At 70.2% G+C, this 16,054-nt stretch carries 12 protein-coding genes and 1 pseudogene; 10 read left to right on the top strand and 3 right to left on the bottom strand.

What is annotated here, in order from left to right; translation table 11 throughout:
• Positions 1-6: 6 nt before the first annotated feature.
• The 8 genes from metH to FAF44_RS16280 all read left to right on the top strand — a co-directional run bounded on the left by metH (position 7) and on the right by FAF44_RS16280 (position 11,030).
• Positions 7-3,474, top strand: coding sequence for a methionine synthase (gene metH, locus FAF44_RS16315; protein ID WP_237104009.1), 3,468 nt, complete (start codon positions 7-9; stop codon positions 3,472-3,474).
• Positions 3,475-3,583: 109 nt separating this feature from the next.
• Positions 3,584-4,228: an HAD family phosphatase gene (locus FAF44_RS16310; RefSeq protein WP_237104008.1), complete on the top strand. Its 645-nt coding sequence runs from the start codon at positions 3,584-3,586 to the stop codon at positions 4,226-4,228.
• A gap of 79 nt (positions 4,229-4,307) precedes the next feature.
• Positions 4,308-4,838: a cellulose synthase gene (locus tag FAF44_RS16305; RefSeq protein ID WP_237104007.1), complete on the top strand. Its 531-nt coding sequence runs from the start codon at positions 4,308-4,310 to the stop codon at positions 4,836-4,838.
• Positions 4,839-5,074: 236 nt separating this feature from the next.
• Positions 5,075-6,067: an ABC transporter permease gene (locus tag FAF44_RS16300; RefSeq protein WP_237104006.1), complete on the top strand. Its 993-nt coding sequence runs from the start codon at positions 5,075-5,077 to the stop codon at positions 6,065-6,067.
• 48 nt (positions 6,068-6,115) lie between these two features.
• Entirely contained in the window at positions 6,116-7,882 is a 1,767-nt protein-coding gene (locus tag FAF44_RS16295) for an ABC transporter substrate-binding protein (protein WP_237104005.1), read from the top strand.
• A gap of 84 nt (positions 7,883-7,966) precedes the next feature.
• Positions 7,967-8,980, top strand: coding sequence for an ABC transporter permease (locus tag FAF44_RS16290; RefSeq protein ID WP_237104004.1), 1,014 nt, complete (start codon positions 7,967-7,969; stop codon positions 8,978-8,980).
• Positions 8,977-10,002 carry an ABC transporter ATP-binding protein gene (locus FAF44_RS16285; RefSeq protein ID WP_237104003.1) on the top strand — a complete coding sequence of 342 codons (1,026 nt, stop codon included), beginning with the start codon at positions 8,977-8,979 and terminating at the stop codon, positions 10,000-10,002. The genes FAF44_RS16290 and FAF44_RS16285 overlap by 4 nt, the downstream gene beginning before the upstream one ends.
• Positions 9,999-11,030 carry an ABC transporter ATP-binding protein gene (locus FAF44_RS16280; RefSeq protein ID WP_237104002.1) on the top strand — a complete coding sequence of 344 codons (1,032 nt, stop codon included), beginning with the start codon at positions 9,999-10,001 and terminating at the stop codon, positions 11,028-11,030. The genes FAF44_RS16285 and FAF44_RS16280 overlap by 4 nt, the downstream gene beginning before the upstream one ends.
• Positions 11,031-11,090: 60 nt before the next feature.
• On the opposite strand, the gene FAF44_RS16275 is transcribed toward FAF44_RS16280, so the two are convergent.
• From FAF44_RS16275 to FAF44_RS16265, 3 genes are all read right to left on the bottom strand, one after another.
• Positions 11,091-11,774, bottom strand: coding sequence for a response regulator transcription factor (locus FAF44_RS16275; protein ID WP_237104001.1), 684 nt, complete (start codon positions 11,772-11,774; stop codon positions 11,091-11,093).
• The gene (locus tag FAF44_RS16270) at positions 11,771-12,955 is read right to left on the bottom strand and encodes a sensor histidine kinase (RefSeq protein WP_237104000.1); all 1,185 of its coding nucleotides are present in this window, start codon (positions 12,953-12,955) and stop codon (positions 11,771-11,773) included. The genes FAF44_RS16275 and FAF44_RS16270 overlap by 4 nt, the downstream gene beginning before the upstream one ends.
• A gap of 65 nt (positions 12,956-13,020) precedes the next feature.
• Complete coding sequence (locus FAF44_RS16265) at positions 13,021-13,881, bottom strand: PD-(D/E)XK nuclease family protein (protein WP_237103999.1); 861 nt, start codon at positions 13,879-13,881, stop codon at positions 13,021-13,023.
• 116 nt (positions 13,882-13,997) lie between these two features.
• Here FAF44_RS16265 and FAF44_RS16260 point away from each other — a divergent pair, with 116 nt between their 5' ends.
• Both FAF44_RS16260 and FAF44_RS16255 read left to right on the top strand, forming a co-directional pair.
• Positions 13,998-15,134 carry a site-2 protease family protein gene (locus tag FAF44_RS16260; RefSeq protein ID WP_237103998.1) on the top strand — a complete coding sequence of 379 codons (1,137 nt, stop codon included), beginning with the start codon at positions 13,998-14,000 and terminating at the stop codon, positions 15,132-15,134.
• Positions 15,135-15,475: 341 nt separating this feature from the next.
• Positions 15,476-16,054, top strand: a pseudogene (locus tag FAF44_RS16255) (hypothetical protein); the annotation flags it as partial.

Genomic DNA, 16,054 nt, shown 5'->3' with positions numbered 1-16,054 from the left:
TATCCCATGAGCATCTCCTCCCCGTCCTTCCGAGAAGTGCTGGCCCAGCGTGTCATCGTCGCCGACGGGGCGATGGGCACGATGCTCCAGGCTCAGGACCCGACGCTCGACGACTTCCATGGTCACGAGGGCTGCAACGAGGTGCTCAACGTCACGCGCCCCGACATCGTGCGCGGCGTGCACGACGCCTACTTCGCCGTGGGCGTCGACTGCGTGGAGACCAACACCTTCGGCGCCAACCTGGCCGCGCTCGGCGAGTACGACATCGCCGAGCGCGTGTTCGAGTACTCCGAGGCCGGCGCCCGGATCGCGCGCGAGGCCGCCGACCACTGGTCCACGCCCGACCAGCCGCGCTTCGTGCTCGGCTCCATGGGCCCCGGCACCAAGCTGCCCACCCTGGGCCACATGCCGTACGCTCGGCTGCGCGACGCCTACCGCGACAACGCGGCCGGTCTGATCGCGGGCGGCGCCGACGCCCTGATCATCGAGACCTGCCAGGACCTGCTCCAGGTCAAGGCCGCCGTCATCGGCGCCAGGCGGGCCATCGCCGAGTCCGGCCGCGACGTCCCGGTCATCGCCCAGGTCACCATCGAGACCAACGGCGCGATGCTGCTCGGCTCCGAGATCGGCGCGGCGCTGACCGCGATCGAGCCGCTCGGCGTCGACGTCGTCGGCCTCAACTGCGCGACCGGCCCGGCCGAGATGAGCGAGCACCTGCGCTACCTCGCCCGCCACTCGCGGGTCAGGCTGTCGTGCATGCCCAACGCCGGCCTGCCCGTGCTGACCTCCGACGGCGCCTACTACCCGCTGTCGGCGGGAGAGCTGGCCGACGCCCACCAGACCTTCACCCACGACTACGGCCTGTCCCTGGTCGGGGGCTGCTGCGGCACCACGCCCGAGCACCTGCGCCAGGTCGTCGAGCGGGTCAGGGGCCAGGAGATCGTCCAGCGCCGCCCGCACCCCGAGCCGGGCGCCTCCTCGCTCTACCAGAGCGTCCCGTTCCGCCAGGACACCTCCTACCTGGCCATCGGTGAGCGCTGCAACACCAACGGCTCCAAGGTCTTCCGCGAGGCCATGCTGGCCGGCCACTGGGACGACTGCGTCGAGACGGCCCGCGACCAGGCCCGCGACGGCGCCCACATGCTCGACCTGTGCGTCGACTACGTCGGCCGCGACGGCGTGGCCGACATGAAGGAGCTGGCCTTCCGCTTCGCCACCGCCTCCACGCTGCCGATCATGCTCGACTCCACCGAGCCCGCCGTGCTGCAGGCCGGTCTCGAGATGCTGGGCGGGCGCGCCGCGGTCAACTCCGTCAACTACGAGGACGGCGCGGGCCCCGACTCCCGCTTCCAGAAGATCATGCGCCTGGTGCAGGAGCACGGCGCGGCCGTCGTCGCCCTGACCATCGACGAGGAGGGCCAGGCCCGCACCGCCGAGTGGAAGGTGCGCGTGGCCACCCGCCTGGTGGAGGACCTCACCGCCAACTGGGGCATGCACGTCGAGGACATCATCGTCGACTGCCTGACCTTCCCCATCGCCACCGGCCAGGAGGAGACCAGGCGCGACGGCCTGGAGACCATCGAGGCCATCCGCGAGCTGAAGCGCCGCTACCCGGGCGTGCAGACCACGCTGGGCCTGTCCAACATCAGCTTCGGCCTCAACCCGGCCGCCCGCATGGTGCTCAACTCGGTGTTCCTCAACGAGTGCGTCAACGCCGGGCTCGACTCCGCCATCGTGCACGCTTCGAAGATCCTGCCGATGGCGCGCATCCCCGACGAGCAGCGCCAGGTCGCCCTCGACATGGTCTACGACCGCCGCCGCGAGGGCTACGACCCGCTGCAGCGGTTCATGGATCTGTTCGAGGGCGTCGACGCCGCCGCCCTGCGCGCCGGCAAGGCCGAGGAGCTGGCCGCGCTGCCGCTGTGGGAGCGGCTCAAGCGTCGCATCATCGACGGCGAGCGCAAGGGCCTGGAGGCCGACCTCGACGCCGGTCTGGAGCAGCGTCCGGCCCTGGAGATCATCAACGACGTGCTGCTCGACGGCATGAAGACGGTCGGCGAGCTGTTCGGCTCCGGCCAGATGCAGTTGCCGTTCGTGTTGCAGTCGGCCGAGGTGATGAAGGCCGCCGTCGCCCATCTCGAACCCCACATGGAGCGCGTCGAGGGCGAGTCGAAGGGCCGCATCGTGCTGGCCACCGTCAAGGGCGACGTGCACGACATCGGCAAGAACCTCGTCGACATCATCCTGTCCAACAACGGCTACCACGTCGTCAACCTCGGCATCAAGCAGCCGGTCTCGGCCATCCTGGAGACCGCCGACGACCAGAAGGCCGACGTCATCGGCATGTCCGGGCTGCTGGTGAAGTCGACGGTCATCATGAAGGAGAACCTGGAGGAGATGAACTCCAGGGGCCTTTCCAGCAGGTACCCGGTGCTGCTCGGCGGCGCCGCGCTCACCCGCGCCTACGTCGAGCAGGACCTCGCCGAGCTGTTCGAGGGCGAGGTGCGCTACGCCCGCGACGCCTTCGAGGGGCTGCGGCTGATGGACGCGTTCATGGCCGTCAAGCGCGGCGTGGCGGGCGCGACGCTGCCGCCGCTGCGCGAGCGGCGCGTCAAGACCGGCGCGACGCTCGTGCGCACCCCCGTCGAGGAGCTGCCCGCCCGCTCCGACGTCGCCGCCGACAACCGCCTGCCGAGCCCGCCGTTCCACGGCGACCGGGTGGTCAAGGGCGTCTCGCTGAACGAGTACGCCGCCTTCCTCGACGAGCGCGCCCTGTTCCTCGGCCAGTGGGGCCTCAAGCCCACCAGGGGCGGCGACGGGCCCGGCTACGAGGAACTGGTCGAGTCCGAGGGCCGGCCGCGGCTGCGCATGTGGCTCGACCGCATGCAGACCGAGGGCCTGCTGGAGGCGGCCGTCGTCTACGGCTACTTCCCGTGCGTCTCCGACGGCGACTCGCTGATCATCTTCGACGACGACGGCGGCGAGCGCACCCGCTTCACCTTCCCGCGCCAGCGCCGCGACCGCCACCTGTGCCTGTCCGACTTCTTCCGCTCCAAGGACTCCGGCGAGGTCGACGTGGTCGGCTTCCAGGTGGCCACCATGGGCTCGAAGATCTCCGAGGCCACGGCCGAGCTGTTCGCCAAGGACGCCTACCGCGACTACCTCGAGCTGCACGGCCTGTCGGTGCAGCTCACCGAGGCGCTGGCCGAGTACTGGCACGCCCGGGTGCGCGCGGAGTGGGGCATCGGCGGCGAGGAGTCGCTCGACGACATGCTCAAGGTCAACATCCAGGGCTGCCGTTACTCCTTCGGCTACCCGGCCTGCCCCAACCTGGAGGACCAGAAGCAGCTCTTCGAGCTGCTCGCGCCCGAGCGCATCGGGGTGACACTGTCGGAGGAGTTCCAGCTCCACCCCGAGCAGGCCACCTCCGCGCTGGTGGTCCACCACCCGGAGGCGAAGTACTTCAACGTCTGACAGCCAGACGTCCGCCCGCCCGCCGTTCCCGCGCGGGCAGGCTTCATCACGCCCGTCGTTCGGCCCGGACGTCCACCATGGCGGGCGGCGGCACCGAACGGGGGCAGGGATGCAAGCGGTCTTCTTCGACATGGACGGCCTGCTGGTCGACAGTGAGCGCGTCTGGCTGGAGATCGAGACCGGGGTGATGGCCAGGCTGGGCGCCGAGTGGACGCCCGCGCACCAGGCCCACCTCGTCGGCGGCTCCATGGAGCGCACCGTCGACTACATGCTGGCCGTCTCGCGGGCCGATGTGCCGCCCGCCACGGTGCGCGACTGGATGACCGCGGGCATGGTGTCCCGGCTGGCGGCGGGGGTGCGCGTGCTGCCGGGCGCGGCCGAGCTGCTCGACGCCCTGCGCGCCGAGGGGGTGCCGGTGGCGCTGGTCACCTCCTCGCTCAAGGAGATCGCCGACGCCGTGCTCGGGAGTTTCGGCCGGGACCGCTTCGACGCCGTGGTGACCGCCGACGACGTCACCCGCACCAAGCCGGACCCCGAGCCGTACCTGACGGCCGCCCGGCTGCTCGGCGTCGAGCCGGTCCGCTGCGTGGTCCTGGAGGACTCGCCGAACGGCGTGGCCGCCGCGACCGCCGCGGGCTGCGCCGTGGTGGCCGTGCCGAGCCTGCTGCCCGTCGAGCCGGCGCCGGGCCGGCTGGTCGTCGCGTCGCTGACGGAGGTATCGGTCGCCGATCTCAGGGATCTTCTGCGGTCCTGACGCGTTACCCCTAAGGGAGAAGTGGTTCTCGCGGAGGAGGCGGAGGAGCCACCACGTGCCAGGATGGATGGCACGGACGATGACGAGGGGCGACGACATGGGTAACTTCCAGGACTTCGGCTGGCTGCCGTTGTGCGCGGGCGCGAGCATCGCCGGGCTGGTGCTGGCGTTCCTGGCCTTCAGACGCAGGGGAGTGGCGGCGGGCCTGCGGGTGACGGCGTGGGCGCTGCTGCCGATCGCGGCCTATCTGACCCGCGCGCTGCAGACCCTGTGGACCATCGGCGCGACCATGGTGAGCTTCGTGACCAGCCTGGTGTTCAACCCCGCGGTGTGGGCCGGGGTGGCCGTGGCGGGGCTGTCGGTGGTGCTGTTCGTGGTGTCGGGCGTCCTGCGCGGCCGGACGCTGTCAGCGGGGCGTAAGAACAAGGACACCGGCGACACGCCGGCACCGCAGCCTGCGGCGCGGCCCGGCCCGGCCCAGCAGTCCGGCCCGGCCAAGACGCCTGCGGCGGGCAAGCCGCAGCAGCCGGCGGTGTCCCAGAAGCCGGCGGGCAAGGACGACGACTTCTCCGACATCGAGGAGCTTCTGAAGCGGCGTGGCATCAGTTAAACCGATTGTCGGATGTGACTATGTCACGATTCCGAGATGTGATCGGGACGCGTCCCGGACATTCCTTCACGATCGATACAAATGAGTTTCGCATCAATCACAGATTAGCCACATAGCGGTCAGAGGGACTGGTCAGCGCAGCTCAGGCCATAGATTCTGCCTCCTGAGGTCGCGACTCGCGGTCTAAAGTCAGTACGCGTAGACAGCGTCGTCTGGGTACCAGGGGGCTATTCGGCATGACCGCACCGCTAGACGTTTCCGGTTCCGCCGCTGAAGCGCGGCCGGAGTCTGTGCTCGCGGGAGCGGGCAAGGCCATCCAGGGCCGGTCGCTCACCAGAATCGCGTGGATGCGGCTGCGCCGTGACAAGGTCGCGCTGGGCGGCGGCATCGTCGTGGTGCTGCTGATCCTCGTGGCCGTCTTCTCCTCGCCGATCATCGCCGTGCTCGGGCATCCGCCGCTGGAGTTCCACCAGGACCAGATCGACCAGAGCACGCTGCTGCCCAAGGGCGTCTTCGGCGGCATGAGCGGGGAGTACCTGCTGGGCGTCGAGCCGGTCAACGGCCGCGACATCTTCAGCCGGATCGTCGCCGGGGCCTGGGTCTCGCTGCTGATCGGTTTCCTGGCCACGCTCGTCTCGGTCGCCATCGGCACCACGCTCGGCGTCATCGCCGGCTACTTCGGCGGCTGGGTCGACCAGCTCATCGGCCGCCTCATGGACGTCTTCCTGGCCTTCCCGCTGCTGATCTTCGCGATCGCGCTGGCGGGCGTCATCCCCGACAAGGCGTTCGGCCTGGAGGGCAACGGGCTGCGGATCGCGATGCTGATCTTCATCATCGGCTTCTTCAGCTGGCCCAGCATCGGCCGCATCGTGCGCGGCCAGACCCTCTCGCTGCGCGAGCGGGAGTTCGTGGACGCGGCCAAGAGCCTGGGCGCCCGTCACGGCTACATCCTCTTCCGCGAGGTGCTGCCGAACCTGCTGGCGCCGATCCTCGTGTACGCGACCCTGCTCATCCCGACGAACATCCTGTTCGAGGCGGCGCTGTCCTTCCTCGGCGTGGGCATCAACCCGCCCACCCCCACCTGGGGCGGGATGCTCTCCGAGGCGGTCCGCTTCTACACGCTGCCCCATTTCGTGCTCTTCCCAGGCTTGGCGATCTTCATCACCGTCCTGGCGTTCAACCTGTTCGGTGACGGGCTGCGGGACGCCTTCGACCCCCGGGCGCACTGACCTTCGCTCACGCTCCATCCCCCAACTCACTCACCAAGGGGTTAGTCAATGAGAAGGAAACACGCACTGGCAGGAGCCGCGACAGCGGCGCTGGCCCTGGTGCTCTCCGCCTGTGGCGGCGGCGGTGGCGGCACGCCACAGCAGCCCGCCCAGTCGGCTTCCGGCGGCGCCGCGCAACCCGCGTTCGATGCCGCTCTCACGCAGGTGTTCAACCCGTCCACGAAGAAGGGCGGGACGCTCAAGGCGGCTCACTCCGCCGACTGGGACAGCCTCGACCCGGGCGACACCTACTACGGCTACTCGTTCAACTTCGGCCGGTACTACTGGCGGACGCTGACGACGTACAAGACGGGCCCCGGCCCCGATGGCAACACCGTCGTCCCCGACCTGGCCGAGGGGCTCGGTGAGCCCAGCGCCGACGGCAAGACCTGGACCTACAAGCTGCGCAGCGGCCTGAAGTTCGAGGACGGCTCGCCGATCACCGCCAAGGACGTGGCGTACGCGGTCGCCCGCTCCTACGACAAGAAGCGCTTCCCGCACGGCCCCTCGTACCTTAACGAGCTGCTCGACTGGCCCAAGGACTTCAAGAGCGTCTACGACACCCCCGACGTCGAGTACAAGTCGGCGGTCGAGGCCACCGACGACACCACGGTCGTCTTCCACCTGAAGAAGCCGTTCGCGTCGATGGACTACATCGTCCAGATGCCGATGACGGCCCCGGTGCCGCAGGCCAAGGACACGGCCGAGAAGTACAAGGAGAAGGTCGTCTCCTCCGGGCCGTACAAGTTCGAGACGAACGAGATCGGCAAGCGCTTCGCGCTCGTCCGCAACGACCAGTGGGACGCGGCGACCGACCCGAACCGTCCCGCCCTGCCGGACCGGATCGAGGTCCAGCTCAACGTCAACGCCGACGACCTGGACAACCAGCTCATCTCGGGCAGCGTCCAGCTCGACATCCCCGGCACCGGCATGCAGCCGGCCGCACTCGGCAAGGTCCTGCCGGACCCGGCGCTGAAGGCCCGCACGGACAACCCGACGATCCCGAGGCTCTGGTACGTGTCGGTCATCCCCGACACCAAGCCGCTGGACAACATCGACTGCCGCAAGGCCGTCATGTGGGCCGCCGACCGCGTCGCCAACCAGACCGCCTTCGGCGGCCCGCTGGCCGGCGGCGACATCGCCACGAACGTCATGCCGCCGCCCATCGTCGGCCAGGAGAAGTTCGACCTGTACACCACCCCCGAGAACAAGGGTGACGTCGCCAAGGCCAAGGAGGCGCTCGCCGCCTGCGGCCAGCCCAACGGCTTCGCCACCACGATGACGTTCCGCGCCGACCGTCCGCGCGAGAAGGCGCTGGCCGAGTCGATGCAGCAGGCGCTGGACCGGGTCGGCATCAAGCTCACGCTCAAGGGCTTCCCCGGCTCCAGCTACTTCTCCGACTACGCCGGCAACGTGAACTACGTCAAGCAGAACGGCGTCGGCCTCGCCACCCACGGCTGGGGCTCCGACTGGCCCGACGGCTACGGGTTCATGCAGGCCATCGTCGACAGCCGCACCATCCGCGACGCCGGCAACTACAACCTGAGCGTCAAGAACCCCGAGGTCGACAAGCTCATCGACCAGGCCTCGGCCGAGCTCGACGCCGCCGCGCGGGCGAAGCTCTGGGTCGACGTCGACAAGAAGGTCATGGAGGACGCCTCCATCCTCCCCGTGGTGTGGGCGAAGTCGCTGCTCATGCGCGGGCAGGGCGTCACCAACCTCGCCTACAACGAGGGCCAGAGCATGTACGACTACATGCTGCTCGGCGTTCAGTGACCAGGCGAGCGCAGGGGAACTAGCGAAGGCAGGTGAAGGCAGGAGTGGCCCGCCCGTGACGGGCGGGCCACTTGGCCGGTAGCGGTGGTCACATACATCATCAGGCGTCTGATCGGCGCGATCGCCATGCTGATCGTGATCAGCATGGTCACCTTCGGCATCTTCTACGTGGTGCCGCAGTGGGCGGGGGCGACTCCCGAGGCGCTGGCGTCGCGATACGTCGGCCGGGCGGCCACCCCCGAGACCGTCCACCTGGTGGCCGAGCGGCTCGGGTTCTACGACCCCGTGGTCGTGCAGTACGGCAGGTTCCTCAAGGGCATCTTCGTCGGCGCCGAGTACGACTACGGCGCGGGCGTCGAGCAGTGCCCCGCGCCCTGCTTCGGCTACTCGTTCATCAGCGGCCAGCCCGTCTGGCCGGACCTGGTGGACCGCATGCCGGTGACCTTCTCCCTGGCTCTCGGCGCGGCCCTCATCTGGGTGGTGGCGGGCGTGTCGGTGGGTGTGATCTCCGCCCTGCGCCGGGGCAGCCTGTTCGACCGGATCTCGATGGGCACCGCGCTGGCCGGCGTCTCGCTGCCCATCTTCTTCACCGGCATGATCTCCCTGGTCGTCTTCAGCTACGGCCTGGGCTGGACCCCGCCGGGCGGCGCGTGGACGGACTTCACCGTCAATCCCGCCCAATGGGCCTACAACCTGCTGCTGCCGTGGATCACCCTGGCGTTCCTGTTCGCGGCCGGCTACGCCCGGCTCACCCGGGCCGGCATGCTGGAGACGATGGGCGAGGACTACATCCGCACCGCCAGGGCCAAGGGCCTGCGTGAGAACCGGGTCGTGGTCAAACACGGCCTGCGGGCCGCGCTGACGCCCATCCTGACCCTGTTCGGCATCGACTTCGGCCTGCTCATCGGCGGCGCCGTGCTCACCGAGACCACCTATACTCTGCCCGGACTCGGCCAGTACAGCATCCTGGCCATCAGGAACCAGGACCTCCCGCAGGTCATGGGCGTCACGCTGGTCGCCGCCGGATTCGTGGTGGTGGCGAGCCTGATCGTCGACCTGCTCTACGCCGTGGTCGACCCGAGGGTGAGGTTGTCGTGAGCTTCCTTGACGTCAAGGACCTGAAGATCCATTTCCCGACCGACGACGGCCTGGTCAAGTCCGTGGACGGGCTCTCGTTCGGGGTCGAGCGCGGCAAGACCCTGGGCATCGTGGGTGAGTCCGGCTCCGGCAAGAGCGTGACCAGCCTGGGCGTCCTGGGCCTGCACAAGGGCGGGCGCGCCCGGATCTCCGGGGAGATCTGGCTCGACGGCGAGGAGCTCAACGGCGCCAGCGCCGAGCACGTGCGGGGGCTGCGGGGCAAGAAGATGGCGATGATCTTCCAGGATCCGCTGTCGTCGATGCACCCGTACTACACGGTCGGCCACCAGATCATCGAGGCCTACCGCATCCACCACGACGTCTCCAAGCAGGTCGCCCGCAAGCACGCCATCGACATGCTGGGCCGCGTCGGCATCCCGGAGCCGGCCGGCCGGGTCGACAGCTACCCGCACGAGTTCTCCGGCGGCATGCGCCAGCGCGCCATGATCGCCATGGCGCTCTCCTGCGACCCCGAACTGCTCATCGCCGACGAGCCCACCACGGCGCTCGACGTGACCGTGCAGGCCCAGATCCTCGACCTCATGCGGGACCTGCAGCGCGAGTTCAACTCCGCGCTCATCATCATCACCCACGACCTCGGCGTGGTGGCCGAGCTGTCCGACGACATCCTCGTCATGTACGGCGGCAGATGCGTCGAGTACGGCAGCGCCGAGGACATCTTCTACCGGCCCGAGCACCCCTACACCTGGGGCCTGCTGGGTTCCATGCCGCGCCTCGACCGCGAGCCCACCGAGCGGCTCATGCCGATCAAGGGCTCGCCGCCGTCCCTCATCAACGTGCCGTCGGGCTGCGCCTTCCACCCGCGCTGCCCGTACACCGACCGCACCGACGGCAGGTCCCAGACCGAGGAGCCCAAGCTCGCCGAGACCGAGGGCGGCCACCTGGTGCGCTGCCACATGGGCAGGAGCGAGCGGCAGCAGCTCTGGGAGAACGAGATCAAGCCAATGCTGGAGAGCCAGTGAGCCAGAACGAGCTGCTTCTTTCGGTACAGAACCTGGAGAAGCACTTCCCCGTGACCAAGGGCCTGCTCAAAAGGCAGGTCGGCGCGGTCAAGGCCGTGGACGGCATCAGCTTCGAGGTGTTCAAGGGCGAGACGCTCGGCCTGGTGGGGGAGTCCGGCTGCGGCAAGTCCACCACCGGACGGCTGGTCACCAGGCTGCTCGAACCCACCGGCGGCACGATCGCCTTCGAGGGCCAGGACATCACGCACATGGGTCAGGGCCGCCTGCGGCCGCTGCGGCGTGACATGCAGATGATCTTCCAGGACCCGTACTCGTCGCTCAACCCCCGCCACACGGTCGGCGCCATCGTCGGCGCCCCGTTCCGCATCCAGGGCGTGCAGACCGAGAACGGCATCAAGAAGGCCGTCCAGGACATCCTGGAGCTCGTCGGGCTCAACCCCGAGCACTACAACCGCTACCCGCACGAGTTCTCGGGCGGCCAGCGCCAGCGCATCGGCATCGCCCGCACGCTCGCGCTCAAGCCCAAGCTGATCATCGCCGACGAGCCGGTCTCCGCGCTGGACGTCTCCATCCAGGCCCAGGTCGTCAACCTGCTCGAAGACCTGCAGAACGAGCTGGACCTGACGTACGTGGTGATCGCGCACGACCTGTCGGTGGTGCGGCACATCAGCGACCGGGTCGCCGTCATGTACCTGGGGAAGATCGTCGAGGTCGCCGACCGCAAGCGGCTGTACGGCTCGCCCATGCACCCGTACACCAACGCGCTGCTGTCGGCCGTGCCCGTGCCGGACCCGGCGACCAGGAAGGACCGCGACCGCATCCGGCTGACCGGCGACGTGCCCAGCCCGCTCAACCCGCCGCCCGCCTGCCGCTTCCACACCCGCTGCTGGAAGGCCAAGGACGTCTGCAAGACGGTCGAGCCGCCGCTCACCGAGCTGGCCGGCGGGCACCAGGTGGCCTGCCACTTCCCCGAGAACGCCCCCCAGGAGGCGTCCGCGACGCCCGCCACCGGCAGCGGCACCGACTGAGGCCGAGCCGACCCGTCCGGCGATATCCACCGGCCGGACGGGTCCGGCCCGCTCAGCGCCTCAGGAGACGCCGCCCGGCCGGATCAGGCCCGTCTCGTAGGCCAGCACCACCGCCTGCACGCGGTCGCGCAGCCCCAGCTTGGTCAGCACGTTGCCGACATGCGTCTTGACCGTGGTCTCGCTCACCACCAGCTTGGCCGCGATCTCCGCGTTCGACATGCCCTTGGCGATGAGCCGCAGCACCTCCAGTTCCCGCTCGGTCAGCCGGTCGAGCCGGGCCGGCGCCGCCTGCTCGTGCGCCGACGGCAGCCGCGTGGCGAACCGGTCGAGCAGCCGTCGCGTCACGCTCGGCGCCACGATCGCGTCGCCGGCCGCCACCACCCGGATCGCCTGCACCAGCTCGTCGGGCGGCACGTCCTTCAGCAGGAACCCCGACGCGCCCGCGCGCAGCGCCTCCACGATGTACTCGTCGAGGTCGAACGTCGTCAGCACCAGCACCTTCGGCACGTGCGCCGACGGCGCCGCCTCCCGCACGATCCGGCGGGTCGCCTCGATGCCGTCGACGCCGGGCATCCGGATGTCCATCAGCACCACGTCGGGCAGCAGCGCCCTGGTCTGCTCCTGGGCGCCCTTGCCGTCGCCCGCCTGGCCCACCACCGTGAGGTCGGGCTCGGCCTCGAGAATCAGGCGGAAACCGGTACGCAGCAGCGGCTGGTCGTCCACCAGCAGCACTCTGATCGTCATTGGCCGTCCTTCAACGGGAACCTCGCCCGCACCTCGAAACCGCCCCCCGGCAGCGGACCGATGTTGAGAATTCCACCATAGAGGGCCACCCGCTCGCGAATCCCCACCAGACCGTGGCCCGACGGGAGGGCCGCCGCCAGGTCGCGTGCCGCCCCCTTGCCGTCGTCCTCCACCCGCACGTCCAGCTCGTGCGGGTCGTTGCGGACCGTCACCACCGCCTTGGTGCCGGCCCCGGCGTGCCGCAGGCTGTTGGTCAGCCCCTCCTGCACCAGCCGGTAGGCCGCCAGGTCCACCCCCGCGGGCAGCGGCGCCGGCTCGCCCTCCACCCGCAGCGACGTCGGCAGCCCCGCCTCCCGCATCTGCTCCACCAGCGCGGGCAGATCCCGCACCCCCGGCTGCGGGCCCAGCTCGGCCCGCGAGTCCGTGCGCAGCACACCCACGATGTTGCGCATCTCGGTCATGGCCAGCCGTCCGGTGTGCTCGATCGCCGACAGCGCCTCACGCGCCAGCTCCGGGTCGGCGGCCAGCACCCGCCGCGCCGCCGCGGCCTGCACCGTCATCACGCTGACGTGGTGGGCGACCACGTCGTGCAGCTCACGCGCGATCCGCGACCGCTCCTCCGCCCGCGCCGCCCGCGTGTCGGCCGCGTGCGCCCGCTCCAGCCGGGCCGCCCGGTCCTTCAGCTCGTCGAGGTAGGCCCGCCGCAACCGCAGGCTGCGGCCCGCCCCCCACACCGCCGCCAGCACCACGGCGGTGACCACGTACTCGCTCCAGCTCGCCGTCCGGACCGAGCCCGAGACCGCGTCCGCCACGTACGTCACCAGCGCCAGCACCAGCGCCACCAGCGCGACCGCCAGCCCACGGAAGGACGCCACCGAGTACAGCAGCACGATCGTGGCCAGGCTCGACAGGCCCGTGCCGTAGCCGAGCCCGCTCAGCAGCATCTCCGGCACCAGCCCCGCGCACAGCGCCGCCAGCGGCCAGCGGCGGCGCACCGCCACCGGCGCGGACGCGGCGACCAGCAGCAGCGTGCCCAGCACGTCGGGGTGCCGCACGCCGCCGACCTGCAACCCGCCGGCCTGCAGACGCTCGGGACCGTAGAACACGAACAGCGCCACCGAGGCCGCTGCCACCACCCCGGCGAGCACCGTGTCGTGGAGCCTGCTCCGATCTATGCGCACCGCTTCACTGTAAGACCAGGTGAAAGCCCGGAACCTCCTCCCACGGGAGGATTAACCGCTCCTGCTCACAGCTCGTCGGTGGCCGACCGGCGGCTGCCGCGCAGCCGGTCGCCCGGCCGGCGGACCGGCACCGGCGGCGGGGTGCCGCCGAACTCCGGGCACAACGCCTGATGATCGCACCAGTCGCACAGGCGGCTGCGCCGCGCCCGCCACTCGCCAGACTCCAGCGAGCGCTCGATCGCCGACCACAACGCCATCACCTTGCGCTCGGTGGCCAGCAGGTCGGCCTCGTCGGGCGCGTAGCGCAGCACCTCGCCCTGCCCGCCCAGGTAGACGAGCTGCAGCAGCCGCGGCACCCGGCCGCGCAGCCGCCACAGCACCAGCGCGTAGAACTTCATCTGGAACAGCGCCTTGGCCTCGAAGTCGGGCCCCGGCGCGCTGCCGGTCTTGTAGTCGACCACCCGGACCTCGCCGGTCGGCGCCACGTCGAGCCGGTCGACGTAACCCCGCAGCATCAGGCCCCCGTCGAGCACCGCCTCCACGTAGAGCTCCCGCTCGGCCGGCTCCAGCCGGGTCGGGTCCTCCAGCGTGAAGTAGCGCCGCAGCATCTCCCGCGCCTGCCCGAGCCACTGCGCCTGCTCCGCCTCGTCGGCGAACATGCCCGCGTACTGCGGGTCGTCGGCCAGCAGCCGCTCCCACTGCGGGTCGAGCAGGTCGATCGCCGCCTCCACCGAACGCCGCGGCGCCGGCAGGTCGTACAGGCGTTCCAGCACCGCGTGCACCACCGTGCCCCGCACCGCCGCCTGCGACGGTTTCTCGGGGAGCTGGTCGATCACCCGGAAGCGGTAGAGCAGCGGACAGGTCATGAAATCGCCCGCCCGGGACGGGGAGAGAGCTCCGATGATCACCGGCTCGGTCAACGTCATGCACCGCACTCTAGGTCAAGAGCCCGACAGAATAACCGCCGCAGGACAAGGATCACGTGATCGGGCGCGTAGCATCAAAGTCAGCGACACGAACTTACGTACGTACGAGGAGTGCGGTGAGCGAGCAGAACCCGCGGCAGGAGTTCTCCGGTATTCGGATGGGCAGGCCCTTCGGCATCCCGGTGTACGTCTCCTGGACGTGGTTCATCGTGGCGGCCTTCATCACGCTGATGTTCGGGCCGCGGGTGCGCCAGATGCTGCCCGGGCTCGACAGCACGCTGGCCTACGCCGTCGCGTTCGCGTTCGCCGTGCTGCTGTACGTGTCGGTGCTGCTGCACGAGCTGGCGCACAGCATCCTGGCCAAGTGGTACGGCCTGCCCGTCCGCAGGATCACCCTTTACCTCCTGGGCGGCGTCTCGGAGATCGAGAAGGAGCCGCCCACGCCGGGCAAGGAGTTCATGGTCGCCGCCGCGGGCCCGGTGCTGTCGCTCGGGCTGGCCGCCGGGGGCCTGGCCCTCGACGTCTACGTGGTCCACGACGGCGGCATCCTCGAGGTGCTCGTCTGGCAGCTCTGGGTGGCCAACCTCATCGTCGGCGTGTTCAACCTGCTGCCCGGCCTGCCGCTCGACGGCGGCAGGATGTTGCGCGCCGGCGTGTGGAAGCTGACCAAGGACCCCGGCTCCGGCACCATCGTGGCCGCCTGGGGCGGGCGGGTGCTGGCCATCGCCCTGGTCGTCTTCCCCGTCGCCACCGCCCTGTCGGGCGGCCGGGAGCTCGACTTCACCGACCTGCTGTGGCCGATGGTGCTGGCCTCCTTCATCTGGATGGGCGCCAGCCAGTCGCTCCGCGTGGCCAAGATCAGGGCCAAGATCCCGCAGGTGAACGCGCGCGCCCTGGCCCGCAGGGCGATCCCGGTGAACGCCGAGACGCCGCTGTCGGAGGCGCTGCGGCAGGCCGCCGAGCGCCATGCGGGCGCCCTCGTCGTCGTCGACCACGACAGCGAGCCCGTCGCCATCGTCAACGAGGCCGCCGTCCAGGCCACCCCCGAGCACCGCCGCCCCTGGGTGAACGTCGGCTCCATGGCCAAGGCCCTCGAACCCTCGATGGTGCTGCCCGCCCACCTGACGGGAGAGGAGCTCATCGACGCCATGCGCGAGGCCCCCGGCAGCGAGTACCTCCTCGTCGAGGACGGTGGGGAGATCTTCGGGGTGCTCGCCACGGCCGACGTGAACAAGGTTTTCACTGGCGTCTGATTTGTCCCACTCGTTTAACCGGCTGCCCCTCGATAGGGTCATGTCCAGCGGTTTCGGGTGGCCGGAGCCGACCCCGGCGATTTCTGCGATGTCACGAGTGGCCGATAGTGTGCTGTTTGGCCAAACTTGCACAGTTGAGGGGTTTGCTGCGGCCCACCGGTTCACCGAATCGAGACGAGGGGGCCGCGAGACGGCCTCGTCGGCTGGGTATGCGTATGGCTGGTGGCCAGCACGGCAGTGCGGGGTGCCGTAACAACGCCGGCTTCCGGGGAGGAGAGTTGAGTGACCGAGCGCAGCGAGGGCACCGATGAGCGCAGCACGGTCGGCCTGAGGGAGGACTCATGACCGACCAAGGCTTCGGAGTGGTGCGTCCGCTTCCTGGAACCGGGCTGGTCGCCTACGAGGGCGGGCTGCTGCTGGTGTGCGACTCCGCCGAGTCGGCCGCCGACGCCCTGATCGAGGCGCTGCGCGAGACCGCCGCCTCCGGCGGCGACGGCCGTGCCCTGGCCCGCCGTGCCGCTCAGGTGCTCGCGGCCAACATGGCGGCCGACCCCGCCACCTGCGCGGTCGCCGGCCCCGTCGGCGGCGGCGTCGCCGTCCTGGTCAGCGGCTCGGCCTCGGCCACCATCGCCACCGCCGCCGGTGAGACCCGGCTGGCCGGCAACGACTCCCTGACCTGGGCCGACCGCCTGGTCAACGGCCCCGTCGAGCGCGTCGAGCTCAGCCTGCCCGGCGCCGGCAGCCCCCACCCGGCGGTCCGCTTCGAAGGCGGCATCGTGCACGGCGGCGGCCTCGTCGGCGACTTCACCGGCGAGTTCCCCGGCCGTCCCGCCGCCCAGCCGGCCCGGGTGCTGACCAGCGAACTGCCCGCCACCGGCCTGCACCTGGAGCCCGAGCTCATCCAGCAGCCGCCCCAGCAG

Origin of the sequence: Nonomuraea sp. MG754425, from assembly GCF_021699195.1 — a bacterium.
GTDB lineage: Bacteria > Actinomycetota > Actinomycetes > Streptosporangiales > Streptosporangiaceae > Nonomuraea.
The sequence above is the reverse complement of the archived record's forward strand: the minus strand, read 5'-3'. Positions and strand labels throughout refer to the sequence as shown.